We start from the raw sequence: 19,372 nt of genomic DNA on the forward strand, positions 1-19,372 counted from the left end.
GCAGCCTTAATGGTTGCGTTTTTTTATGCCTATTTTTAAAGCCGTCTTATTAATCTCATAAATTAAGGCTTTATGGCAGAGATGATGAGCGCCTCATAAGTTAAGATGACTTCTGAGGGCTTATTTGGATTAAAAAATTGCTGTTGATAATGGGCTTGAAAGTCAAAAAGGCGAGATTTGTTCCAAAAGAACGCTTTTTGCGAATAATTAGTTGAAACGCCGGTCAATTTCATGTGCTTTAGTACCGCCATCGGGTCAGAAAAAGATAAATCAAAGCGTTTGGTGGAGATTTGAATTTGGGTAAATCCGGCTTGAGTGAGCCGATTTTGCCAATCATCTTGACTTGGGTAATGAAGACCTTGACCGGTTAACGCTTTGATTTGCAAAAAATGCTCAGGGGAGAAGGTGTTAAACAGCAATTGACCGTTTGAAATTAGCCTTGAATAGGACGACTCAACCAAGCTTAACGGATTATCGAACCACTGAATGGCGTTGGCGCTGATGATTAAGCTAAAATTTTGCCCAAAATCTAACGTTTCAGCGTCGCCAATAACGACCGTAGCGTTTGGTAAAATCGCTTGCAAAGCGCCGCGTTGGCAATCAGCAAGCTCGTTAATTATGAGGTCAGGGCAAGTCAAGTGTTGCGCCAAAAGCTTGGTCAGCTGACCTGTTCCTGCGCCGATTTCAAGGGTTTTTGAATGGTGAGTCGCCGCCATTTTATCAATCAGCAATTTGCAAATATCATGCTGAATAATGGCATGGCAATCATAAGTAACGGCACCAGCAAAATGCTGAGCAATCGCTTGTTTGCGTAACTGCGCCGTGGTGAGGGTTTGGGTCATGACAAAGGCTACTAAAAAAGGTGAGCAATAAAATAGGCAGTGGCAGTTTTGCTGATAACTACAAGTTAATCACTACAAGGCAGCAATGAGTTTGGCAAGCTCGTCTTTGGTGATTGCTGCATTCATCACCAGCCTTAGCCTTGCGGTATTTATAGGAACGGTTGGCGGGCGAATCGCTTGAACATAAAATCCGGCAGCTTTTAGCGCTTCTGCTTTTTGCAGCGCGCGCTCGTTGCTTCCTAAAATATAAGGAATAATTGGCGTTGGGGTATTTTGATTCGCTAAGACAAAGCCGTTATGTTCATTCATTGGGGCAATGACTTGATAAAGCTCGTTTGAGAGTTGCGCCAAATACTCACGCGCTGCGCTAAATTCCGGCATTTTTGCCAAAATAAATCGCGACCAAGCATGATTTATCGGTGGTAGCGCCGTGCTAAAAATCAGCGGTCGCATCTGATTGACGAGCCAATCCTTAATAAGATCATCACAAAAGATATAAGCGCCAACCGAGGCAAAGGCTTTGCCAAACGTTCCCACCAAATAGTCAATATCGGTAAGCGTTCCGGACAACTCCGAAAGCCCCAAGCCTTGATTACCTAAAACGCCTACCGCATGCGCCTCATCGACATAAAGCTCAACGCGCGGATCACTCGCTTTAATGGCAGCAAGCTTGGGCAAATCGGCGCAATCGCCGTCCATACTAAAAATGCTTTCGGTGACGATAATGATGCGCTCAGCGTCCGATTGCGCGACCATCATTTTGAGCTGCTCATAATCGTTATGCCGGTAGCGCCGATAGCTGCAATGCCGACTTTGGCTTAATTTTATCCCATCAATAAGGCTGGCATGAACCAATTTGTCCGCCAAAATCAGCGTGGGTATAGCCATGGTGGTCAGCGCCGGCAAAATGCCAAGATTGGCATGATAGCCGCTATTAATGACCAGCGCTGCTTGTTTATTTTGAGCCGAATGGTTATTTAAGGCTGAGGAGTACCAAGCTTCTAAATCCGCCTCAAGCTGTTGCAGCTCGTCACTGTTGCCGGTAATGAGCCTTGAAGATACCGCGCTCATTTTTGGCAGATCATCAGGATGTTGCCTCAGCTTGGCGAAAAACTCGCCTTGTAACTCACGGTTGGTTGACAGCCCTAAGTAGTCATTACTGGCGATATTTAATAAAGGTTGCTGAGGGTCAATAAGGTAGCGCCCTTGCTGTGGCAGCGGCGACAGCTGACGATATTGCTGCTTATTTTTTAATTCTGTCAGCATGGATGGCAAAGCAGTCATGAAAGTCATTAGGCGTTCCTTGACCCGAGGGTTAAGATCATTACTGTGGTTCACTTTTAATCACATAGCGAACAACAAAGGCAGTTTATGGGGCAGTGCGCTTATTATAGTCAAAGTTATTAAGCAAACGATTTTTTCAAATGGGCAAATTGTTTATTGCCTCAATTATTGCTAAAAAGCGCTAATTGTAACAAAAGTTTTCATAGAAAGCAGTTTGTAACTTTGCAGATGACAAATGATAGCAAAAAATAACTTCCGACCTATCAAACTCTGACAGAGAAAACGACATGATTTGTTACTATATACTCATCGTTAGCAAACAAGGCGATGGTTTGATAAAAAGCAATTTATCAATCTTGGACACTTCCAACTAAATAAATAACTTGTTTGTAAAAGTGATTTTAAGGAGATGACGATGAAAACGCTACAAAAAACCCTACTTGCTCTTGCAGCTGGCTCGTTACTTAGTGTAGGCGCTCAAGCAGCCGTCTCTTATGGCAGTGGTTATACCGGTCAGCCTTATGTTGGCGCAAAAGTAGGTAAGTTTGACCTTGGTGAAAGTGGTGCAAAAGATCCAACTGCTTATGGTGTTGTTGCCGGCTACAACTTTGATCCAAACTTCGGTATGGAAGCTGAGTACGTAGGTTCAGACGATGCCAATTACAATACAGGGGATATCAGTGCCAAAACTTACGGCGCTTACGGTACGTACCGCTACGGTTTCCCGAATACCGGACTTTATGCCAAAGGTAAACTTGGTCTGGCAGAAACGAAGGTAAAAAGCTCTGGTGCGCTACCTATTGTAGACCGTAGTAAAACTAGCCTAGCAGGCGGTGTAGGACTTGGGTACAATGTTAATCCAAACTTTGGTATCGAAGCTGAGTATGACCGTCTTAATAGTGATGTTGACTTAATGACCATTGGCGCTAATCTAAAATTCTAAAAATGACTTTTAGAAAACAGAATTAACAGCAAAATCTGCCAAATAAAAAGCGATCACTAAGGTGGTCGTTTTTTTTGGCGTTAAAAATCGCTACGACCAGCTTATGTTTTTGAAAAGACTCAGTTTTTGTAGCGCTAATCTTAACAAAAGTATGCTACATTACTGATAAATGAGAATCAAAATCTAAAATTTTGCTCATAAGGGCTGAAAACAAGTAAAAGGGGCAAGGATGGATTGGATGTTCGCGGTTGAGCCTTGGCATTGGTTGGTTCTGGGACTGGTTCTTGCTATTGTAGAGATGTTTATTCCAACATTTGCCAGTATTTGGTTTGGGGCGGCAGCGGTCATCGTGGCTGCCCTAGCTTGGCTGCTGCCGATTTCTATATTATGGCAAGTGCTGATTTGGCTGGCTTTATCCGTCGTGTTTATGATTGCTTGGTTTAAATATATTAAGCCGTTATCCGTTGACCGCACCAAAGCAGGGCTTGGCGGCAGCGTCATTATCGGTGAAACGGGGATGATTATTGTCAAGCCGCAAGGCAGCCAACTTGGTCGGGTGCGCTTTAGTGTACCGATTGTGGGCGCAGATGAGTGGCTTTGCCGGACGCGCGATGAGGCGGTGGAAGTTGGTGACCGCGTTGTTGTGGTCGATATCAGCGGTAACGAATTGATTGTCGCTCCTGCGAAGCGTTTAGATGAGCAAGTTTTGCCTGATCACTGACAACTGGCTTGCTGTGTCAGCCTGACCCCAAGTTTACAACCTATATTTATAAAAATTAATACCGTTAAGGAAGAGATTATGAGTTTAAGCATCGTGATTTTGGTGTTGGTGCTGTTGGTGGTGTTTACCATTTTTAAAGGCGTTCGCATCGTCCCGCAAGGTCATAAATGGATCATTCAGCGCCTTGGCAAATACCATCAAACGCTTGAGCCGGGGCTTAACATTATCATTCCTTATGTCGATACGGTGTCGTATAAAGTCACCACCAAAGATATCGTTCTTGATATCCCCTCTCAAGAAGTTATTACCCGTGACAACGTGGTCATTATTGCCAACGCGGTGGCTTATATTAACATTGTCCACCCTGAGCGCGCCGTTTATGGCATTGAAGATTATGAATATGGCATTCGCAATTTGGTGCAAACCTCCTTGCGATCGATCATCGGTGAGATGGATTTGGACAGTGCGTTATCGAGCCGCGACCAAATTAAAGCTCAGTTAAAACATGCCATTTCAGATGATATTTCTGATTGGGGAATTACCTTAAAAACCGTTGAAATTCAAGACATTAAACCCTCATCGACCATGCAAATGGCAATGGAAGAGCAAGCCGCCGCCGAGCGCCAACGCCGAGCCATCGTGACCCGCGCCGATGGTCAAAAGCAAGCCGCAATTTTGGAGGCTGATGGCAGGCTTGAAGCCTCACGCCGCGATGCTGAAGCGCAAGTGGTCTTGGCAAAAGGCTCTGAAGAATCGATTCGCTTGATTACCGAAGCGTTAGGTGAAGAAGAAATGCCGGTCATTTATTTGCTTGGCGAGCAATATATTAAAGCCATGAACAATTTAGCGGAGTCGGACAACTCAAAAATGGTGGTCTTGCCGGCAGATATTTTAAACACCGTTAAAGGCATCGTGGGCGATAAATTTAAAAGCTAATGGTTTAATTTTGCTTTAGCGTAATTTTAAGCCGCGACTTCAAGCAAAAAATTACGCAAATAGTTGGGGGTATTTTTGGTGATAGAAAATGATGAGATAGGAAATGATAAATTAATACCGCTAAGCAGCTTTGTTCAAGGTTCTGCTTTGCCATTTGAATCCATCATTCATAACCTTGATGATGCCAATCCTCATGAGGCGCCGGTGAAGATTCGCCTTGGCGGTTTTGGCTCAGATGCCGCCGCTCACCCGCATCAGCCCAATCAGTTTTACGCCCTGACCGATCGCGGCCCTAACGCCGATTTTGACGGCGCTTTTGGCGCAGGAAAGCGTTTTTTATTGCCCGAATTTACCCCAAGAATTGGGCTGTTTGAATTAAAGCCTGACGGTCAAATTATTAAAATTAAGGAAATTTTACTCAAAGACAAAACCGGTTGCCCCATCTCAGGGCTTCCCAACCCAAAGGCGCTTGGCGGCACCAATGAGGTGGCTTACAATGCCCAAGGTTTTGCGATGACCATGAATCCTGACCTGCCCTTTGATGACGTCAGCAACCCGCTTAAAACCGATTTAAACGGTCTTGACCCTGAAGGCTTGGCAGCGCTTGCTGACGGCAGCTTTTGGATCAGCGACGAATATGGTCCGCACCTAGTGCATTTTGACCATGAGGGCATGGAGATTGAGCGCATTAACCCGTTTGCCGCTGATGCTCGAAATACAGTTGACGTAGGCGGCAAAACGCTACTTCTGCCATTAGAATTTGCCCATCGCCGTGCCAATCGCGGTATGGAAGCGCTGACCATTACCCCCGACCAAACTACTTTGGTGGGGATTATGGAATCCGCCATGGACAATCCCGATAAGGCGGCGCGGCAGTCGAGTTTGGCGCGGATTGTGACTGTCAATCTCATGACGGGCAAAATAGCGCAGTATTTGTACCGACTAAACCGCGCTCAAAACGTCACCTCAGGGATTGAAGCCATCAGCGGTCATGAATTTTATGTGATTGAGCATGACCGCAAATTCCCCTTGCAAGAGCATTCGGTACAAAAACATATTTATAAAATCAATATTTTGCAAGCCACAGATATAACTGATATTACAAAGTTTTCAAATAGTACAAACCTTCAAAAAATCTCCCAAGATGACTATTTAGGACTATTAATTGACAATCAAACGCTTGAGCAATTTACAAGTAAAGATGACAGCTGCTGGCAAGAGTTTATGGCGATGGAGATTTGTCCTGTCACCAAAACCTTAGCGGTCGATGTCATAGCCGAGCTTGATTATCCTCATGACAAGCTTGAGGGGCTTTGGCTGCGCCGTGATGGCTCGCTTGGGCTGTTAAATGATGATGATTTTGGCATTACCGATGTCACTTTGCCCGATGGTCGTATTGCCCTTGAGCAAAAATATTTAGATAACGATAAAACCATTACCGATGGCAATCGGTTATACCTTGTGAACCCCATGTTATAGCGCCAAACCATAAAAGTAACACCGTTCATAAATCAATTTCGTTCAAAAACGCTCTAGGTTGAATAGATTAATAGCGTCATCGCTAGTGATTTGACGCCGGAGAGCCCTAAATCACCTTCGAAAAGCGGTGATGGTGCTTTTTACCCAAATATTCATCAAAAACCATCGCCACGTTGCGACCCAGCAGGCGACCTTTGGGTAAAATTCGGATGCCGGCGGCGTCCATATCAATGAGTTTATCCGCTTGCATTTGACCAAGCTGCCCGATTTCATCGATAAAATACGTGACCGCATCGATGCCAAATTTTTGATTGACGTCTTTAAAATCAAGGTAATCATGGCAAAGTAAGTTCATAATCACATACTCGCGAAGGCGGTCTTTAATTGACGTTTTGATATATTTAACCGCGGTAAGCGTCGCCGGATTGTTTTTTGCGGCAATCACGCTGTTTTCATAATCTTGTAAATCGGTGGCGTTTTGCAACATATAACGGCTGGTGGCGTTGCTGATTTGGCTGATTGCCGACACCCCAAAACCGACCAAATCGCAATCGCTCATGATGGTATAACCTTGAAAGTTACGGTGCAGCTTGCCTTCGCGCTGAGCAATTGCCAGTTCATCGTCAGGTTTGGCAAAGTGGTCAATGCCAATATATTGATAACCGGCATCGGTTAAGGTATTGATGGTATTTCCTAAAATCGCAAGCTTTTCGCTTGGCGTTGGCAAATCCTCATCTTTAATTTGCCGCTGAGCTTTAAAGCGCTCAGGTAAATGTGCGTAGTTAAATACCGATAAGCGGTCAGGACTCATGGCAAGGATTTGTTCAACGGTTTTGGCAAAGCTTTCAGGCGTTTGGTGCGGCAAGCCATAAATCAAATCTAAATTGATGGAGTGAAAGCCCAATTCGCGAGCTTCGGTCAGGATATTATTGATAAGCTCGGCATCGTGAACGCGGTTGACCGCAATTTGAACTTGATTGTCCAAATCCTGAACGCCCAAGCTGATTCGGTTAAAGCCAAGATTTCGTAAAGTTGCTAGCGTATTTTCACCAAGCTCACGCGGGTCGATTTCGATGGAATAATCGCCCTCGCTCTCTGGGGCAAACTCAAACTTACCTTGCAAAAACTGCCAAAGCTGAATGAGTTCTTCATCTTGTAAAAAAGTTGGCGTGCCACCGCCAAAATGCAGCTGTTTTACAAACGGCTTATACTGATTTGCCGCGTTGGCAAGCAGTTTATGTTTGGCGGTAATTTCGCTCATTAAATACTGCAAATAATCGCCGGAGTCACTATTTTTTTTGGTGATGATTTTATTGCAAGCACAGTAATAGCAAAGGTGGCGGCAAAAGGGAATATGAAAATAAAGCGATAATGGCACCGCAGTTTCACGCTGTTTTAAAATTTTGACTTCCACCCCGTCAGGAATCGGCGCAAATTCAAGCGCGGTCGGGTAGGAGGTGTACCTTGGTCCCGAGCGGTTGTATTTTTGGATGAGGGCTTCGTCAAATTTGGGCAGTTTTTTGCTGCCAAGGCTGCCCTCAATCATCGCATACGGGCTTTGGCGCTGCAGCAAATCCTCGATAGGTCTTGTGGTCGTTGGCATCTCTTGCGGCGAAAAGTCTTGAGCATCAAGATTTGGGGTAGAGTTTGGCATTTGACCTTCCTTTTATAAAAATAAGGCGGCAAATTATCAGCAGTCGTTTTTGTGGGCAACATGATAATTAAGCTTAGACCATTATAACAAAGCAGAGCTATAAATCAGCATTAAGATTAAGGATTAATCAGGTCAATAAAAAACTGGGAGAAAAATAATGGCAAGGCAAAACAATTGCACAGTAATGCCAATTGATTTATCATCTTGGCAATTGGGTCAGCTTGGGAAAATATCATGTCATTTGCGCAAGTGTTTACGCGCTCGGTGGTTGGGCTTCACGCGCCCGAAGTAGTGATTGAAGTGCATTTGTCGCAAGGACTGCCGGCGCTGACCATCGTTGGCTTGCCTGCCGCTGCCGTCAAAGAAAGTAAAGACCGCGTTCGCTCAGCGATTTTAACCTCAGGATTTCAGTTTCCCAATCGCCGATTAACGATTAATTTAGCCCCTGCCGATTTGCCCAAAGACGGCGCTCGCCTTGATTTACCGATTGCTATTGGCATTTTAGCCGCAAGCGGTCAAATTGACGCTGAAACGCTAAGCGGCTTTGAGTTTATCGGTGAGCTTGCTTTAAATGGTGATTTGCGACCGGTTTCTGGAAGCCTTGCCGTTGCTCGCGCCATGATGACTGCAAAATCAAAGGTGAAGCAGCTGATTGTTCCTAATGACAACGGTAAGGAAGCGGCTCGAGTTGAGGGCGTCACCGTCCTTGCCGCGCCTAATCTCAAAGCCGTTTGCGCGCATTTGCAAAGTTTAAGTAAAACCGCAGCCGCAACGATTCACGCTGAGCCTTTAGCGGTCGTTCAGCCGGATTTTAGCCAAAATCAAGCTCAATACTCGGTCGATTTAGCGGACGTTAAAGGTCAGCATCATGCCCGCCGCGCCCTTGAGATTGCCGCAGCCGGCGGTCATTCCTTATTATTTACAGGACCACCAGGGTCGGGAAAAACCTTAATGGCGGAGCGCTTGCCGACGATTTTGCCGGAGCTGAGCAGCGAGGAGGCGCTTGAGGTGGCAAGCACTTATTCGGTTGCCGACAGTGATTATCATTTTGGAACGCGACCCTTTCGTCAAGTCCATCATACGATTTCGGCGGTGGCTTTGGTTGGTGGCGGCTCAAAACCAAGACCCGGCGAGATTACCCTTGCCAACAAAGGCGTACTATTTTTAGACGAGCTGCCCGAATTTGAGCGCAGCGTTTTGGAAGTATTACGGCAGCCATTAGAAGCCAAACAAATCACCATCAGCCGCGCCAGCTCCCAATTGACCTTTCCGGCAAATTTTCAGCTGATTGCCGCGATGAATCCCTGTCCTTGCGGCTTTGATGGCGACCCATCGGGGCGCTGCCGCTGCCGACCTGAACAGGTGAAGCGCTATCAGGATAAATTATCGGGACCTTTGCTTGACCGAATTGACCTGCACATCACCGTTCCTGCATTGCCAATTAGCGATTTGCAAAATGCGCAAGCTGGTGAAGCCTCCGTTGATGTTCGTTTGCGGGTAAGTCAAGCTTATGAGCGGCAACTTTTACGGCAAAATAAAGCCAACAATGAGCTGACGCCAAGCGATTTGGACAAATACGCCACCCTTGGCGCCAGTGAGCAGCAATTATTGCAAGTCGCTCAAGCCAAGCTTAATTTATCCGCTCGCAGTTATCACCGGATTTTACGGGTGGCGCGAACCATTGCCGATTTGGCAGCGAGCGACACTATCGATAGCCGCCATTTGTCCGAGGCGCTCAGTTATCGCAGCAAGGCTTAAGTTTTACTGCTTTTGCTGTAATAAAAAATCGGTCAGCGTTTGAAAATCATCAAAAGCAAAATTGGGATTGCAATCTCTAATATCTTGACCATAGTTGTAGCCGTAAGACAGCCCAATGGTGTCAATTCCGGCATTTTTTCCAGCTAAAATATCATTGATTGAATCGCCAATCATCACCGCGTTTTTTGGGTCAATATTTAAAGTCTGGCAAGTGTGCAAAAGTGGCGCGGCGTCCGGTTTTTTTTGCGGCAAGCTGTCACCACCAATGAGATTTGAAAACAGCGGCGACCAACCAAAATGATTGATAATTTTGGGAACAAAGCGGATGGGCTTATTGGTGACCAGTGCTAGGGTAAAGCCAGAATGATGAAGCTGATTTAAGCCTGAGGTGACATCGGGATAAGCAATGGTTTGCGAGCAATCAAGCGCCTCATAAGCAGCTAAAAATAAGCGCTCCGCCTCTTTGATTTCAGATGCCGATAACGACTCATCAACTTGAATATCGCCTGACAGCGCGCGTTTCACGAGCATTGACGCGCCATTGCCAATCCAAGTTTTAATAATATCTAGCGGATAGGGGTCGCGACCAAGATGCTGCATCATGACGTTGACAGCAGCGGTCAAATCGGCAACGCTATCAATCAGCGTGCCATCAAAGTCAAACATGAGTAATTGTTTTTGTTGCACAACATTGTCCTTATTCTTGTTATTAGGGCGGCGGGTTTGGCATTGAGAGTTCATTACTTGGCGCTTTCATAGCGCTGTTTATGGTCGGCTTTTTGCGCTTGGTAATCAGGATTGCTCCGGCACAAGTCCCATTTTTCTTTAAAAATTCGTGCCGATTCGGCTTTTATGGGGTCTTCAACCTGCCGTGGCAACTCGTCGCGACCATGAGCGCCGCTTTGACCTTTTTTATCAGCAGGGACAGCGCCCTTGTATTTTTTGCCGCCTTTATGATTGGCGTAGCGGCGCGCTCGGGTAAAGCCCATTTGCAAAAACTTGCGCGCCATGTCCGCGCCAACAAAGTCACCTGCGGCTAAATAATCTAAAAACATCTGATAAATGGTGTCGCTGCTTTTTTGGGCAATCTCAGGCGTGGCAAAGCGCCAATGCGGCAGGATTTCCGATTTGTAAGGCTCAACAAGCAGCACGCCTTGCTCACCGCGACCCACACGGTAAAGCTCAGGTTGCGCTCGCAAATCAAGCGCTTGGTAGTCTAGCTCGTAATCAAAGTCTGCCATAACTTCTCCTTTTCCACAGCCAAGCTTTGCTACCGCTTAGCTTTGTCATGGTTTAGTATAGGCAAAAGGTAGGCGCAAAACTGTTATAAACCGTGACTGACAGCATTTTGGCTATTTGTTTTTTTGATTATTTGCTTTTAAAAGATAAAAATTTAACCATAAAAAAAGCCCCAATCCAAAAGGAGTGAGGCTTTTAATATCTGGTCAACGAATGGTGGCTCGAGGCAGGATCGAACTGCCGACACACGGATTTTCAATCCGTTGCTCTACCGACTGAGCTATCGAGCCAATGTCGTTGAGGCGCTATTAAACTAAATATTAGTGCTACTGTCAAGATATTTTTCTAAAAAAGTCAAAATAGTTGCCGTTTTTGACAAAATCAGCCGTCAAGGGCAAGCAAGCCATAATCGCTCATGATTTGGTGAATTAAAGTTTCGGCAGGGACAAACGCGCGGACGCCTTTTTTGACTTCAAGGTCATAAACCATTTTGATAAATTTGGCATCGATGGCGCGACCGTGATTTTGCGGATGCACGGTGAGGTATTGCAAGCGTTTGCTGTTGGTTTGACCGTCATCAAAGCAGCCAACTGCCGCGATGGGCTTGTCGTTAAACATACCGACATAAAGACAGCCGCCGCGTGCAAAGCTGGCTTCGACGATGTTTAGCACGCTATCGCCGTCAGGATGACTGTCATCAGCGTCATAAAGGTCTTTTAGGCGCTCGGCAAGCTCATTTTTACGGGCAGGTTTTTTAATCAGCGGCGCATCAAGTCGGGTGATGGCAAAGGCTTCAAGGGGCATAAAGGCTCCTGATTCAAGTTGGAAAGTTAAAATTGAGCATTAAAATTATGATTATTTTAGCAGAGTTAGAAATATTTACCCGCAATCCTGCCAAGCCATAGCCGATTATCACAGGGTTTGCTATCATAAGCAGAACTTTTCAATGGCTTGATTTTGATAACCTCTTGTTATTGACCTCAAAATCAACCCTCACAAATTAACATCCAAAGCTAACACCCAAAACCGACGTTCATTATTGACGATTTATTATTGAGAGTAGCCATGACCGCCAATTTGACAGATGACACAAAAGCCCTTGCCAATCGCCCCGACCGCACCGCCACCGTTGAGCGCAACACTGCTGAAACGCAAGTGACCTGTACGGTCAACCTTGATGGTACCGGTCAAGGCGTGGTGGATACCGGCGTGCCATTTTTGGATCATATGATTGACCAAATCAAGCGCCATGGGCTGTTTGACATTGACATTAAATGCACGGGCGACACCTATATCGACGACCACCACAGCGTTGAGGACACCGGAATCACCTTGGGGCAAGCATTTGCCAAAGCCATTGGTGATAAAAAAGGCATCCGCCGCTATGGTCATTTTTATGCGCCGCTTGATGAGGCGTTGACCCGCGCCGTGGTGGACATTTCAGGTCGCCCGGGGCTGCACATGGACATTCCATTCACCCGCTCGCACGTCGGCACGTTTGATGTGGATTTATTTAGCGAGTTTTTTTACGGCTTTGTCAATCACGCTTGGATGACGGTGCATTTGGACAATTTAAAAGGCAAAAATAGCCACCATCAAATTGAATGTACCTTTAAAGCGTTTGCCCGAGCGCTCAGAATGGCCTGCGAGTACGACCCGCGAGCGCTTGACACCTTGCCATCAACCAAAGAGGCTTTATGAAAATCGCACTGCTCGATTATGGAATGGGAAATTTGCACTCGGCGGCAAAGGCGCTGGCGAGTGTTGGGGCAGACGTGAGCATCACCGCTGATCCCAAAGTGGTGGCGGCGGCGGATAAAATCGTTTTTCCGGGTGTTGGCGCAATGCGCGATTGCATGCTTGGCATGCAACAAGCCGGCATCGATGAGGTGATTCAATCGGCAGTGTTTAACAAGCCGGTCATGGCAATTTGCGTGGGGATGCAGGCGCTGTTTGAGTCGTCCGCCGAAAATGGCGGAACGCCGTGCTTAGAGATTTTAAAAGGGTCGGTGAACGCCTTTGATAATCCATTATTTAACGCTCAAGGCGAGGTGTTAAAAGTTCCACATATGGGCTGGAACACCATCAATCAGATGGCAACCGAGCATCCGCTTTGGAAAAATATTGCTGAGGACTCATACTTTTATTTTGTCCATAGCTATTATTGCGCGCCAAAAGAGGCGTCAGTGGTGGCAGCAATTTGCAATTATGGCAAGCCGTTTTGCGCAAGCCTGATTCAAGATAACTTATTTGCCACCCAATTTCACCCCGAAAAAAGCCATACCGCAGGGCTGCAACTGCTGAAAAACTTTGTCGATTGGAAGATTTAATCTAAAAGCTACATTTGGCTTACGCTAATGAAAATACGGTGCGGTAAACTAGGCGCTCTGAATCAATTTGGAGCGTTTGGTGGATTTTTACAATTTTAAAGAAGGCATCGTTGCCGCAAGCGGTCTTGATAAAGATGCGCTGCATATTTATGTCGGCGTGAGTATTTATTTGCTTAGCTTAATCGTGCTGCGACCTGTGGTTAAAAAATTGGGCGCTCGCGGTATGATGGCGCTGATTATTGTGACGATAATTGCGCTCTTGGGTGAATATTTGGACAATAAGCCAACCCTGATTAAAACAGGGCTTAACGGTTTAAGTGATAAGGAGATTCGCGACAGCATTCATGACCTTATTAATACTTGCCTGCTGCCTTACGTGCTTTATTTTTTAACTTGTTTTACCAAACTATTTAATAAATCTACCGCACCAAAAAAGCTGCTCAATCGTTAAAGCAGCTTTTTTTAGGCTTCAGGCTTTATCAGTTGATTTCAAATTAGACGTTTGCGTTGTCATAAATTTCGCGAACGACTTCGCCAATCACTTTAATACCTTCAATCAGAGTCTTATCATCGGCGGCAATGCTCATCCGAAAGCACTCGTGAGCATGGTCGTAATTGTCAACGTCAACTCCAGGGAAAAAGTACTGACTTGGGACAATCAACGTGCCTTTAGCTTTTAAGCGCTCATACAATTCAAGGGTGGTAATCGGCAAGTCTTTAAGCCAAATCCATAAAAATATCGCGCCCTCAGGCTTATGAATTTGCATGGGATAATCGCTGAGCGCTTCTTTTAACAAGCGAACGGTGGTAGTGGCTTGCTGCTGATAAAACGGCTGAATGACCTCATCGGATAAGGCTTTCATTCGGTCATCTTGCAGCAGCGGCGTGGCAATGGCGGCGCCAAACCTTGTTGGTGATAAGTTGACCACGGCATTTAGCGCGCTGACTGCTTTAATGACTTCAGGATTTGCCACGATGATTCCGGTTCTGATGCCAGGCAAGCCAATTTTGGATAAACTAAAGCACAAAATGGTGTTGTCATCCCAATTAAGCGTCGCATCGGAATAAATGATGTTAGGAAACGGCATGCCATAAGCATTATCAATAATCAGCGGCACCTCAAAGCGTTTGGCAATGGCAGCTAAGCGCTGCATTTCCTCATCGGTCAGCACGTTTCCGGTGGGGTTGGTCGGGCGCGAGCAGCAAATTGCGCCGATTTCGCCATTATTGAGTTCCGGCAGGTTTTCAAGGGCGTCAAAATCAACATGATATTTAAAAAAGCCTTCTTCGCCGTCATGCTGGCAAGCTTCAATCTTTGGCAGAACGGCTTTAAAATATTGACCGCCAACCTGAACGTCGCTATAGCCGATATATTCAGGGGCAAGCGGTAGCAAAATGGACTTAATTTTCTTTTTATTATTTTGTTTTTCACGGCTTCCGTCTTGATTTTGCTCATCATCAAACTCGCCGCCAAATAAATTAAACAGGTAAAAAAAGGCGTTTTGTGAGCCGTTGGTCAGCGCGATATTGTCTTTGGTCAATTGCCAGTCGTAATGACGGTTAAAAAATTCAACGAGCGCGTCGATAAATTTGCCGTCGCCTTGCGGGTTGGAATAATTGCCGATATTTTCTAAAGCTTGATTGGCAAGTAAATCCGCTGCGCCTAACTGCTGATAAATCGTTAAAAAAGCATCATTCACCGCATCAATTCGCGCCGGATTACCGCCACCAAGCATGTTAATGGGCTGATCGCTTTTGAGCGCATCGCCCAAATCGTCCATCAATTGTGAAATGCCCGTAGGTTTAGTAAATTTTTGCCCAAAACTTGAAAATTTCATAACGTTTGCCTAAATCATTGTCTGAAAGTTAAAAATAAAATTAGTATAGCAAAGCTTAGCTTTTGGCGTTGCCGCTTTTGACTATGGCTTAGATAAATTCGTTTTCGCCTAAACCAACTAAATCAGCGCCCGAACCCGCGCCATGATGCCGCGACCAATCACCAAGCGAACGTAAATCAGCGCAATGGCAATTAAAATAATCAGCAGCGCAGCAAGCCCTAATAAAAACTGCAACCAAGGTAAGCTAAACGGCAGCTGAAATTTTTGGGTGACCACAAACCAAGCGCTAAGGCTGGCTACTACAAGTGAAAAAATAGCCGCACTTGAGCCAATTAAGATGATTTCAATGATATTGAGTGCGTACAAATCACGCTTTTGCATCCCAAGCAAACGATAAGAGGCGCTGTCTTTTAAGCGCTCTTGGGTTGTTGCTAGCAAGGAACTTATCAGAACCATAATCCCCGTAATCAGCGCCAGTAAGGTGAATACAAATACCAATCGGCTCATTTGCGCAATCAGCGATTGCACCTGTTCAGCAATCATCGCGCCATCAATGGTGGTAATCGCCGGATAGCGCCGCGTCAGCTCCCCTTGAATCGGCGCGATGTTTTGCTTTTCCACATGAGCGGTGGCAAATTGAATTTGCGGGGCTTTGGCTAACACATCTGGCTCAAATAAAAAATAAAAAAACGGGCTAGGACCTTGTTCAAACCGCGAGCGAATACTGGTAATTTTACCAATGATTTCAATCCCTTGGATATTAAAGCGAACTTCATCGCCCATTTTAACGTTTAATAAGTCAGCAGCGGTATCCAAAATCGACATCGGCGCCATTTTCAGCGCGCCGGCAAGCTGACTTTTATCTTGACTGACAGGCGCAAACAGCGCGTCTTTTTTAACACTTGATTTAATAAATTCGGTGTCCATTACCTTATCGCTGTAGCTTAAATTAAAGACCCGAGTGGGGTCATCAAAGCCGTCTTTGGGCACGATGTCAGCCGCTTTTATCCCGTTTGCGCTGACCACTCGGGCGCGAATGACCGGAAAATAAGTCACCGGCGCGTTAATAATTTGGTTGATGCTGTCATGTTGGTCACTTTGAACGTCTAGTAAAAATAAGTTGGGCGCGTCCTTTGGGTAGCTGGTCACAAACTGCTTGGTGATGCTGTGATTAAGGGTCGCCACGAGCGCAAGCACGGCGACGGATAAAGCAAGGGTCATAAAAAACAGCGCCGATTGATTGCCTTTTCGCGATAAGTTGTGAATGGCAAGTCGTGGCAGCAGCCCGATTTTATGGCGTTTAGCAAGTTTTGCGAGCAGCCAAAGCCAAGCTTGCGCCAGTCCCCAAAAAATCGTTAATACAGTAACTAAGCCAACCATTAATCCAAGTGCCAATTGCCACGAGCCTGCTTCTAAGGTAAAAAAGCCGAACAACACCAAGCCGATGATAATCACTTTTAGCCTTGATTTTTTTTGCGGTAAAAAGTTGCTTGGGCTGGAGCTTGTGTCTTCTTGAAGCAGTACTGCCGGTTGCATTTTAGCGAGGCTTATCAGTGCTCGGTGGGTGATAAATAAGGTGAGTACCAAGGCAATAATTAGCGTTTTAATCACGCTAATGGGGCTAATACTCAAGCTAATATCGGCAGGTAAAATCGCGCCAAGCTGCGGTCTGGCAATAATAAGAAAGCCGACACTTAACACCGTTGCAATCAGCCAAGACAGAATAGCGGAAATGCCAAAAAGGCGGTAATAACTGATATTTACCGCTCGCCGCGACTCACCAAGCGCAAGCCTTGTGGCGTTAACCGATTGCTGCTTATTCACAAAAGCGGTGATGATGCCAAACATCGCCACCAACGCAAGCAGCAGCACGGCAATGACGAGCAGCTTTAAAAACAACAAAACGTTGTCCGAAATCCGCGTGATGGACGTATCCGCCGATTGCGCGTCGCTCAGTTTAATATCCGGATAATGGGTTAAAATGTTGCCTAAGCTTTCGCGCTCAGCAGCAATGCTATCTGCGCTACCTTTTAGCGCAATTTTATAGCTGACGCGGCTGCGCTCGCCGATAAGTTTGGTTTTGGCGACGGCCGCCTCACTCATCATCACCCGACCGCCAAATCCAAAGGCAGTCAGCGGTCGGTCGGGCTCTTTGATTAAGGTGTCAATGATAGTAAATTGACCTTCACCAATGGTGATGTTATCACCAATTTTGGCATTAAGTCCGGTGAGGACTTCGGGAGCGACGACGATATTTTGGTCAGATAATTGCTGCCAAAGCGGCTTATTTGAGCCAAGTTTAACCTTGCCATAAAGCGGATAATTGGCGCTAACAGCTTTGACATAGCCAAGCTGAGTTTGCTTGTCGGTGGTCAGCATGGCGTTAAAGCGATAATCCATCACCACGTCATCAGCGTCAAGCTTTTGGATATTGGCAAGCAGTTCCGGCGGCCAGTCTTGATTGCTGCTGATAATCAAATCGCCGCCAACAAGGGCGCGCTGATTGTCATTGATATAGTCATCGACGGACGCTTGAATGGAGTCAAGGCTCAAATAGGTGGCAAGCGATAAGCTCAGGGTCAATAGCAGTAGCAGCGGATAAATCCAGCGCCGCCACCACGCTTGTGATAGGGCTTTATTGCCCAGTGAGCGCCCGAATAGTAGGGCTAAAAAGGTTTCGCTTGATTTGGCAGCGTTGGGCGAATTTGGCGAAGGCTTACGGTCAAGGCTCAAATTGCAACCTCTCTTTTTGCCGCGGTTGCAATTTGCAAATTTTGCAAATTACTGTCTTCAATACTGCCATCTTTCATGATGATGACGCGGTCAGCAAGCTTGGCAAGGGCAGGGTCGTGGGTAACGACTACCAAAGCACTGCCCGAGTCTTTGCGCAAATCAAGCAGCAAATTAAGCACTTGCTTGGCGTTTTCTTCATCCAAATTGCCGGTTGGCTCATCGGCAAAAACAATTTTTGGTCGAGCGACCAATGCCCGAGCCACCGCCGTTCGCTGCTGCTCGCCGCCGGACAATTGAGCTGGCAAGTTGTGTTTTCGGTGGTTTAAATTGACCGCCGTAATTAATTCTTGAACGCGGTCAGCATCAGGCGATTTGGCAATATCAAGAGGAAAGGCAATGTTTTCGCTGACGGTCAGCGTTGGCAATAAATGAAACGATTGGAATACAAAGCCCATTTCTGACTGGCGAATTTTGGCTAAGCTGTCCTCATCTAAGGTGTTTAAAAGCGCGCCATCAAGCTCAATGCTGCCGCTGTCGGGATAGTCAAGGGCGGCTAAAAGCCCAAGCAAGGTTGATTTGCCAGACCCCGATTTCCCCATAATAATAACAAACTCGCCTGCCGCAACGCTTAAGCTGACATTTTTAATGATATCAAGGCGGCGCTCGCCCACGCGAACCGATTTATTAAGCTGATTGGCGATTAATAGTGGCGCGTTTTTTTGATTGTCAGTGGTATTGGGCTTGGTAACTTTAGATGTCATAAGGCGACCTTATTATTTTGTTATTGTTCTAAAGAAATTTTTTTTCATTGTTTTTTGCATCGGTACTTTCTAAATTATCATTTTTTTGAGCTTGCTTTTGTTTAATCGTGCTCTCTATAACCGGCAGTAATACCGGTAAAATATTGCTATTGACCACGATTTTATAGCCCTCAGCAGTCGGGTGAATGGCGTCGGCTTGGTTTAAGTTGCGGTCAGCGGCAACGCCTGCTAAAAAAAACGGAATGAGCGCCGCGCCGGTATCGTTAGCAATTCGCGGGTACATTTCAGAAAAGGCGTTGACATAATCGCTGCCCAAATTGTCATAAATTTGCATCCCGCCCAAAACAATAACGCTGCCATCATTTTGCAATCTTGCAATTGCCGTTCGAATGTTTTTTTCGACAATAGCAACGTCAATCCCGCGAATCGCGTCGTTAGCGCCAATAGTTAAAATGGTAATGTCAGGCTTGGTTTGTGCGACCCAATCGAGGCGGTTAATCATTCCAGTACTGGTTTCACCGCTTAATCCTGAATTGATGACTTGGATATTTTTATAGCCTTTTTGTTGAAGTGCGCGTTGCAGTTGCGCCGGATAATTGGCGTCACTTGCCACCCCAAGACCCTCGGTGAGCGAATCGCCAAGCGCTAAAATGGTTAAGGGCGTTAATTTAATATCACTTGAGTCAGCCGTTTGGGTTGTCGACTCGGTCGCGGAATTTTGCACGTCGGTTTGTGGTTGGCTATTGTCTTTGGCTGATTTTGGCTGACAAGCGGCAAGCGCCACCCCAAGCGCGGCGACGAGGGTTAACGCCAATAAATCAATCTTGCCATTTTTTAAGCGCATAAGTCACCTT

18 protein-coding genes and 1 tRNA gene are annotated in these 19,372 nt (G+C 46.0%); 8 read left to right on the forward strand and 11 right to left on the reverse strand.

The window, feature by feature from the left end:
* Nucleotides 1-62: 62 nt before the first annotated feature.
* Complete coding sequence (locus tag ACZ5XY_RS05970; protein WP_464739881.1) at nt 63-842, reverse strand: methyltransferase domain-containing protein; 780 nt, start codon at nt 840-842, stop codon at nt 63-65.
* A 72-nt stretch (nt 843-914) separates the two neighbouring features.
* Entirely contained in the window at nt 915-2,135 is a 1,221-nt protein-coding gene (locus tag ACZ5XY_RS05975) for an 8-amino-7-oxononanoate synthase (protein ID WP_464739883.1), read from the reverse strand.
* Nucleotides 2,136-2,541: 406 nt separating this feature from the next.
* Here ACZ5XY_RS05975 and ACZ5XY_RS05980 point away from each other — a divergent pair, with 406 nt between their 5' ends.
* The 4 genes from ACZ5XY_RS05980 to ACZ5XY_RS05995 all read left to right on the forward strand — a co-directional run bounded on the left by ACZ5XY_RS05980 (nt 2,542) and on the right by ACZ5XY_RS05995 (nt 6,205).
* Nucleotides 2,542-3,069: a porin family protein gene (locus ACZ5XY_RS05980; protein WP_464739885.1), complete on the forward strand. Its 528-nt coding sequence runs from the start codon at nt 2,542-2,544 to the stop codon at nt 3,067-3,069.
* Between the two features lie 238 nt (nt 3,070-3,307).
* The gene (locus ACZ5XY_RS05985; protein ID WP_464743789.1) at nt 3,308-3,790 is read left to right on the forward strand and encodes an NfeD family protein; all 483 of its coding nucleotides are present in this window, start codon (nt 3,308-3,310) and stop codon (nt 3,788-3,790) included.
* 78 nt (nt 3,791-3,868) lie between these two features.
* Nucleotides 3,869-4,726: an SPFH domain-containing protein gene (locus ACZ5XY_RS05990; RefSeq protein WP_464739887.1), complete on the forward strand. Its 858-nt coding sequence runs from the start codon at nt 3,869-3,871 to the stop codon at nt 4,724-4,726.
* A gap of 78 nt (nt 4,727-4,804) precedes the next feature.
* Complete coding sequence (locus ACZ5XY_RS05995) at nt 4,805-6,205, forward strand: esterase-like activity of phytase family protein (protein ID WP_464739889.1); 1,401 nt, start codon at nt 4,805-4,807, stop codon at nt 6,203-6,205.
* Nucleotides 6,206-6,311: 106 nt separating this feature from the next.
* Here the strand turns inward: ACZ5XY_RS05995 and hemN are convergent, their stop codons facing one another.
* Nucleotides 6,312-7,751, reverse strand: coding sequence for an oxygen-independent coproporphyrinogen III oxidase (gene hemN, locus ACZ5XY_RS06000; protein WP_464743791.1), 1,440 nt, complete (start codon nt 7,749-7,751; stop codon nt 6,312-6,314).
* 342 nt (nt 7,752-8,093) lie between these two features.
* Here hemN and ACZ5XY_RS06005 point away from each other — a divergent pair, with 342 nt between their 5' ends.
* On the forward strand, nt 8,094-9,617 hold the full coding sequence (locus ACZ5XY_RS06005; RefSeq protein WP_464739891.1) for a YifB family Mg chelatase-like AAA ATPase: 1,524 nt from the start codon (nt 8,094-8,096) through the stop codon (nt 9,615-9,617).
* A 3-nt stretch (nt 9,618-9,620) separates the two neighbouring features.
* Here ACZ5XY_RS06005 and ACZ5XY_RS06010 read toward each other — a convergent pair whose 3' ends face one another.
* The 4 genes from ACZ5XY_RS06010 to ACZ5XY_RS06025 all read right to left on the reverse strand — a co-directional run bounded on the left by ACZ5XY_RS06010 (nt 9,621) and on the right by ACZ5XY_RS06025 (nt 11,660).
* A complete protein-coding gene (locus ACZ5XY_RS06010; protein WP_464743793.1) occupies nt 9,621-10,283 on the reverse strand; it encodes a phosphoglycolate phosphatase in 663 nt (220 codons plus the stop codon).
* 74 nt (nt 10,284-10,357) lie between these two features.
* Entirely contained in the window at nt 10,358-10,858 is a 501-nt protein-coding gene (locus tag ACZ5XY_RS06015; protein WP_464739893.1) for a DUF4385 domain-containing protein, read from the reverse strand.
* A gap of 212 nt (nt 10,859-11,070) precedes the next feature.
* Nucleotides 11,071-11,146: transfer RNA gene (locus tag ACZ5XY_RS06020), tRNA-Phe, on the reverse strand.
* A 91-nt stretch (nt 11,147-11,237) separates the two neighbouring features.
* Nucleotides 11,238-11,660 (reverse strand): hypothetical protein, encoded by a 423-nt coding sequence (locus ACZ5XY_RS06025; protein ID WP_464739895.1) that lies wholly within the window; start codon nt 11,658-11,660, stop codon nt 11,238-11,240.
* Between the two features lie 261 nt (nt 11,661-11,921).
* Here ACZ5XY_RS06025 and hisB point away from each other — a divergent pair, with 261 nt between their 5' ends.
* The 3 genes from hisB to ACZ5XY_RS06040 all read left to right on the forward strand — a co-directional run bounded on the left by hisB (nt 11,922) and on the right by ACZ5XY_RS06040 (nt 13,637).
* On the forward strand, nt 11,922-12,557 hold the full coding sequence (gene hisB / locus ACZ5XY_RS06030) for an imidazoleglycerol-phosphate dehydratase HisB (protein WP_464739897.1): 636 nt from the start codon (nt 11,922-11,924) through the stop codon (nt 12,555-12,557).
* Nucleotides 12,554-13,186, forward strand: a complete 633-nt coding sequence (hisH, locus tag ACZ5XY_RS06035) for an imidazole glycerol phosphate synthase subunit HisH (protein ID WP_464739899.1) — start codon at nt 12,554-12,556, stop codon at nt 13,184-13,186. Before hisB ends, hisH begins: the two co-directional genes overlap by 4 nt.
* Nucleotides 13,187-13,265: 79 nt before the next feature.
* Nucleotides 13,266-13,637 carry a hypothetical protein gene (locus tag ACZ5XY_RS06040; RefSeq protein ID WP_464739901.1) on the forward strand — a complete coding sequence of 124 codons (372 nt, stop codon included), beginning with the start codon at nt 13,266-13,268 and terminating at the stop codon, nt 13,635-13,637.
* Nucleotides 13,638-13,680: 43 nt separating this feature from the next.
* On the opposite strand, the gene ACZ5XY_RS06045 is transcribed toward ACZ5XY_RS06040, so the two are convergent.
* The 4 genes from ACZ5XY_RS06045 to ACZ5XY_RS06060 form a co-directional block, all read right to left on the reverse strand.
* Entirely contained in the window at nt 13,681-15,024 is a 1,344-nt protein-coding gene (locus ACZ5XY_RS06045; protein WP_464739903.1) for a valine--pyruvate transaminase, read from the reverse strand.
* Nucleotides 15,025-15,141: 117 nt separating this feature from the next.
* A complete protein-coding gene (locus ACZ5XY_RS06050; protein ID WP_464739905.1) occupies nt 15,142-17,757 on the reverse strand; it encodes an ABC transporter permease in 2,616 nt (871 codons plus the stop codon).
* Nucleotides 17,754-18,518 carry an ABC transporter ATP-binding protein gene (locus ACZ5XY_RS06055; protein WP_464739907.1) on the reverse strand — a complete coding sequence of 255 codons (765 nt, stop codon included), beginning with the start codon at nt 18,516-18,518 and terminating at the stop codon, nt 17,754-17,756. Before ACZ5XY_RS06055 ends, ACZ5XY_RS06050 begins: the two co-directional genes overlap by 4 nt.
* 28 nt (nt 18,519-18,546) lie before the next feature.
* Nucleotides 18,547-19,362: an arylesterase gene (locus tag ACZ5XY_RS06060; protein ID WP_464739909.1), complete on the reverse strand. Its 816-nt coding sequence runs from the start codon at nt 19,360-19,362 to the stop codon at nt 18,547-18,549.
* Between the last annotated feature and the right edge of the window lie 10 nt (nt 19,363-19,372).

The sequence above is a fragment of the Psychrobacter sp. GTC18467 genome (genome assembly GCF_055397455.1).